We start from the raw sequence: 4591 nt of genomic DNA on the forward strand, positions 1-4591 counted from the left end.
TAGCCGTGAATTCAAACTGGAGGCGGTATCACTAATTTTTGAGGGAGGGCTTAGCATTTCTCAAGCAGCCAGGGACCTTGGGATAGACAAAACAGTGCTTGGCCGTTGGAAAAAGCTATTCGAGGATAATTCTGAGCATGCATTTCCCGGAAAGGGGAAGCTGAAACCGCAAGATGAAGAAGTGGCCCGTTTAATGAGTAAAAACAACATTAAAGCCAAGCAGAAAAGAAAATACAAAGCCACTACAAATTCCAACCGCAATCACCCGGTTAACCCCGATCTTTTGCAGCGTAAGTTTGACGCAGAAGCTCCTAACCAAAAATGGCTTGCAGATATTACCTGTATCCCCTCCCGTGAAGACTGGCTGTATCTGGCTGCCATTTTGGATTTTTATTCCAAGATGATCGTGGGCTGGTCAATGTCAAGCCGCATGACCGAAAAGCTGGCTTCATTCCCTGAAAACGGAATTAGTGATGCATAGAGATTATCAAACAAAAACGCAGGCTAAAGCCGACATCTTTGAATATACAGAGGTCTTTTACAACCGCAGCCGTAGACATTCGTCTTTGGGGTATATGAACCCCGAACAGTATGAGGTCATCAAAATGGCTGCTTAACTGCGTGTCAACAAAATAGGGGGAAGATCGGGAGTATATCTGTGCCTAATCATAATCTGCAGGTAAGGATCGGGCTACTGCTGAGCATATCTGGCTTGGTGACGGCCATATTGGCGGTTTTACAATACATTGGCTTGCTTCCCTGGAGCGGGCCCATATCCTTAGCTATTGCTTTCACTGCTGTTGTAGCAACTGGATTGGCAATCTATTTTATGGTGTCCAGGCTGCAAAGGTACGTTTATTACCTGGAAGGTTCACTAGATGCGTTGGAGATGCCCATCACCACCACAGATGTGAACATGAACTGGGTATTCATAAACAAGGTTACGGAGTCCCTTCTGGCTATGCAAAACCTGGACAAGAAAACCTGTTTGGGTAAGCATTGCTCCAACTGGAAAGCGGATATATGCGGGACCGACAAATGCGGTGTGGAGAGTTTGCGTGATGGAAGACCCCGCACAAATTACAACCAGGAATACCCAGATGCACCCAGCACACTGATGCAGGTAGACACAACTTATATTACTGATCCCAAAGGCAATGTTCTGGGCCATGTGGAGGTTGTGACCAATATCGACACCACCCGGCGTTTAGACGAAACCCTTTCCAATGTGGCCGCGACACTGGAAGAGACCAGTGCAGCTTTGGAGCAGATGTCCGGTCTCACCAAGCAAAATGCAAAGGCCAGCGGTGAAGCCAATCAAATGATGAAAGCGGCGGACCAGACCGTGAGCCAGGCCAACTCCGCCATGGACGGTCTGACCAACTCCATGAGCGGCCTGAGCGAAGCAAGCCAAGAGACGGGCAAGATCATTAAAACCATTGATGAGATAGCTTTCCAGACCAACCTTTTGGCCCTTAACGCCGCAGTGGAGGCCGCCCGGGCGGGTGAAGCGGGAGCCGGATTCGCAGTGGTGGCCGACGAAGTACGCAATCTAGCAATGCGGGCTGCGGAGGCTGCCAGAAACACTGCCAGCCTGATAGAAGACACCATTAGGCGCATAGATGAAGGTAGCAGCCTGGTCGAACAAACTAATCAAACCTTTGGTGGGATGGTGAAGAGTATCAACGAGGTGGCTCAGATGCTTGAAAGCATCACCAACGCCAGCCAGGAGCAGTCTTTGGGAATCGAGGAGATAAACCGGGCGGTGGCCAGCCTCGAAAACTTCATTACCGGCGGTGGTTCACAGGCCGCCATCGATATAAAGGAAGAACGCCACGCCGAGGGAGAGACCAAACTATTGGAAAGTGGTTTCTAGACCCAGTCTTAAACGGCTTGCTGGCGACACACCAAAAAACGAACCAGCAGGGCAGATATAAGGATCAGCATGGTCAAACGCATGGGTTGCTCTCCTGGGGTTTCATAGGGCAGGTTGATCAATCACAGCACAAAGGACTGCTGCCCAATAAGCTCAATAGAAAGACGTAAAAACGGACGTAAATTGTGTGAGCAATAAAACCAAAGGGGCTACGCCTTCAGGCGTAACCCCTTGTTTTTTATTATGGCGGAAGTGCATGGGAATCGAACCCACCTACCGCCTTCCTCAGACGGTACACCGGATTTGAAGGCACACCCGAAGAGTTTGCCGACCTCCTCACATTTCGGCAACTTACTGCAACTACTTAACATTTAAGATAACAGATTTTCCAGCTGGGCAGCGATTTTCCGGGTTTTCCAGAAAAAGTCCCTCTCAGATTCCCTCTCAGAAAGGATGTTGAGAGCAGGACGCGTATGAGGACATTTCACCTGGACCGCTCACTCCTACAGTAAAGCCTCTATTCGTTCCTGAAAGTAGGCTGGGTATTTCTCAATCACATCCATGGCAGCATCTTCGTTTTCTTGTAGGGCTTTGACAATTTCATACTTCCGACGGACTGTTATTTCGAGCGTATTGACTAAGTCCTGTGAAATGACACGATCAGAAAGACCAAGCTCGTATAAGGCAATGGTTGTCTCCGTAGGTAGTCCATATTTGAGGCGCTTCTGGAATAGCTGAAGGGAGCTTAGCAACTCGCTGGTCTCTTCCTGTTCGAGTGCCTCAATAAACTCACACAATGCACCGATTAGAAGAGCCCCATCATATGCCAGTGCTCCTTCGCAGACTTCGACTACATGATCAATTTTGAATTCATGCCGTTTAGAGCCCCAGATCATTTTGGCACCACGCTGGTGTATGGTCTCAAGAAGATCACAAAAAGGTTTGCCTGCAATCCATTGTCCTGCGATCTCTTTCAAAACATCTGGGTTGTCAAACTTTTGGAACACCTTGTTGTGGATATGGGTTGCTAACAGCGGCCAGACTAAGTCCAAGAATTCCTTTGCTGAATTAAGCGAAAGAAGCTGAGTGATATTTTCTTGAACCCAACCCTGGATTGATTGGGCATCTTGCATTCCGTAAAGAGTTCTGCCAAAGACTCTCCTAACATCAGGATCGGATATTTTGTTGACAATATTTTCTGCTAGGAGTCTGAATAGATTGCGTATGTTTTCTTGATTTTTCTCGTCAGCAAGAGAAAAAGCTAATGTTGCCTCAGTCAGGTTGATTACATCTGATTCGGATAAGCCATCTTTAGACTCGTCCCAATGAGATAGCAGAAAACTCTCTATAGCCGAAATAAGGCTGATTTTCCATGAAATCTGACTCTCAACACCTGCCAGGGTAAACCCTTTATCACCATGCAGCTTTGTAATTTTAACAGCATATTTGGAGACCTCCTCGGGATTGCTGATATAGGCTTTGGCAAAATCCATAGCCTCCATATTGATGCGGATCTTTTTATCGTTATTTAGAATCGGATCGAAAATAGACAATAAATTGCTTATACATGGCTCTGAATTACTTGGTTCTAAAAGTGTTTTGACTTGATTCCATCTCCACTTTTCACTGCGATCTTTTCTTTTGTCATACAAAATGGGATCGGCAAATAAAATGCTACCTTCGGTATGCATCCCTGCGCGACCAGCCCTGCCTATCAGATTATGGAAATCGCGTACTTTGATGCGCTCCATGCCCTGATAAACACTGGTCACTATTAGGTAGCGGATAGGAAGATTTACTCCTTGTGCCAAAGTGGATGTGCAGACTACAAAACGCACAAGGTTCTCACGCATTGCAAACTCGACCGCTAGCCGGATGCCATGTGGGGTGTTACCGTGGTGCGAAAAGATACCATGGGCAGCACTTTCTGATGCAGGGGCATTATCTCCAAGATTTGCTATATGCAATGTGCGTAGCCTAACAATCTCCTCCTGATCTGAAAAGTCTGAAGGCAGAGGCAGAGGTATACCTCGCTCAATTACATCAACTACCTTCGCGCAGATACCAGCTGCAGTATCTTTTCTGCCACAAAAAATTGCAATGCCACCACTTGGGGCTAATTTGAGACCAAGATAAAGGGCAATCGCCTGCCCATCTTCCTCTCCGTTAGCCTTTTTCTGCGGAAAAAATCTATCTAGTCTCTCTCTTGGCTTTCGAGCAAGTTTGAATCGTTCTAAGACCCTGGGAACGAAGAATTCCCCTTTTTCAGCATTTTGCAAATCAACATATTCAATTCTGCCAAGCCTATCTAGCCAACTTGCGAAACCGATAGACCTGAATGTTGGATATAGGTTGGTTCCTTCAACAACATTTGACTCCCCATTCAACCATTCTCCCACAGCACCAGCGTTGCTAATTACTGCGGAGATCAATACCTTTTGGGTATCGTCGTTAATCATGGAGCGTAATGATGTTAAAAGTAACTCGTAGGTGATTCCCCTCGTACCACTATCGAACTGATGCCCTTCATCAAAAACAAGCAATCCGACATGGGATGCCAACTCTGGGGTGTGGCGCAAAACGTAAACGAGCTTTTCGGGTGTGACAACCAAAATTTGTTTGTGTCCGAGTAGCTCCGAAATCTCAAAATCAGCTTGGAGCGCATCTGAAAACTCTGATCTTCCCCCTATTTTGTGGACACGCAGTTAAGCAGCC

The 4591-nt window shown here is 46.8% G+C and carries 1 protein-coding gene, 1 tRNA gene and 2 pseudogenes; 2 read left to right on the plus strand and 2 right to left on the minus strand.

What is annotated here, in order from left to right:
* Positions 1-617 (plus strand): annotated as a pseudogene (locus X474_RS15990) (transposase); the annotation flags it as partial.
* 590 nt (positions 618-1207) lie between these two features.
* Positions 1208-1789, plus strand: a pseudogene (locus X474_RS27630) (methyl-accepting chemotaxis protein); the annotation flags it as partial.
* Between the two features lie 331 nt (positions 1790-2120).
* Here the strand turns inward: X474_RS27630 and X474_RS26230 are convergent.
* Positions 2121-2212 (minus strand) — tRNA-OTHER (locus X474_RS26230).
* 167 nt (positions 2213-2379) lie between these two features.
* Entirely contained in the window at positions 2380-4488 is a 2109-nt protein-coding gene (locus X474_RS16000; RefSeq protein ID WP_197282146.1) for a DEAD/DEAH box helicase, read from the minus strand.
* Between the last annotated feature and the right edge of the window lie 103 nt (positions 4489-4591).

Source organism: Dethiosulfatarculus sandiegensis, assembly GCF_000931935.2.
GTDB classification, from domain to species: domain Bacteria; phylum Desulfobacterota; class Desulfarculia; order Desulfarculales; family Desulfarculaceae; genus Dethiosulfatarculus; species Dethiosulfatarculus sandiegensis.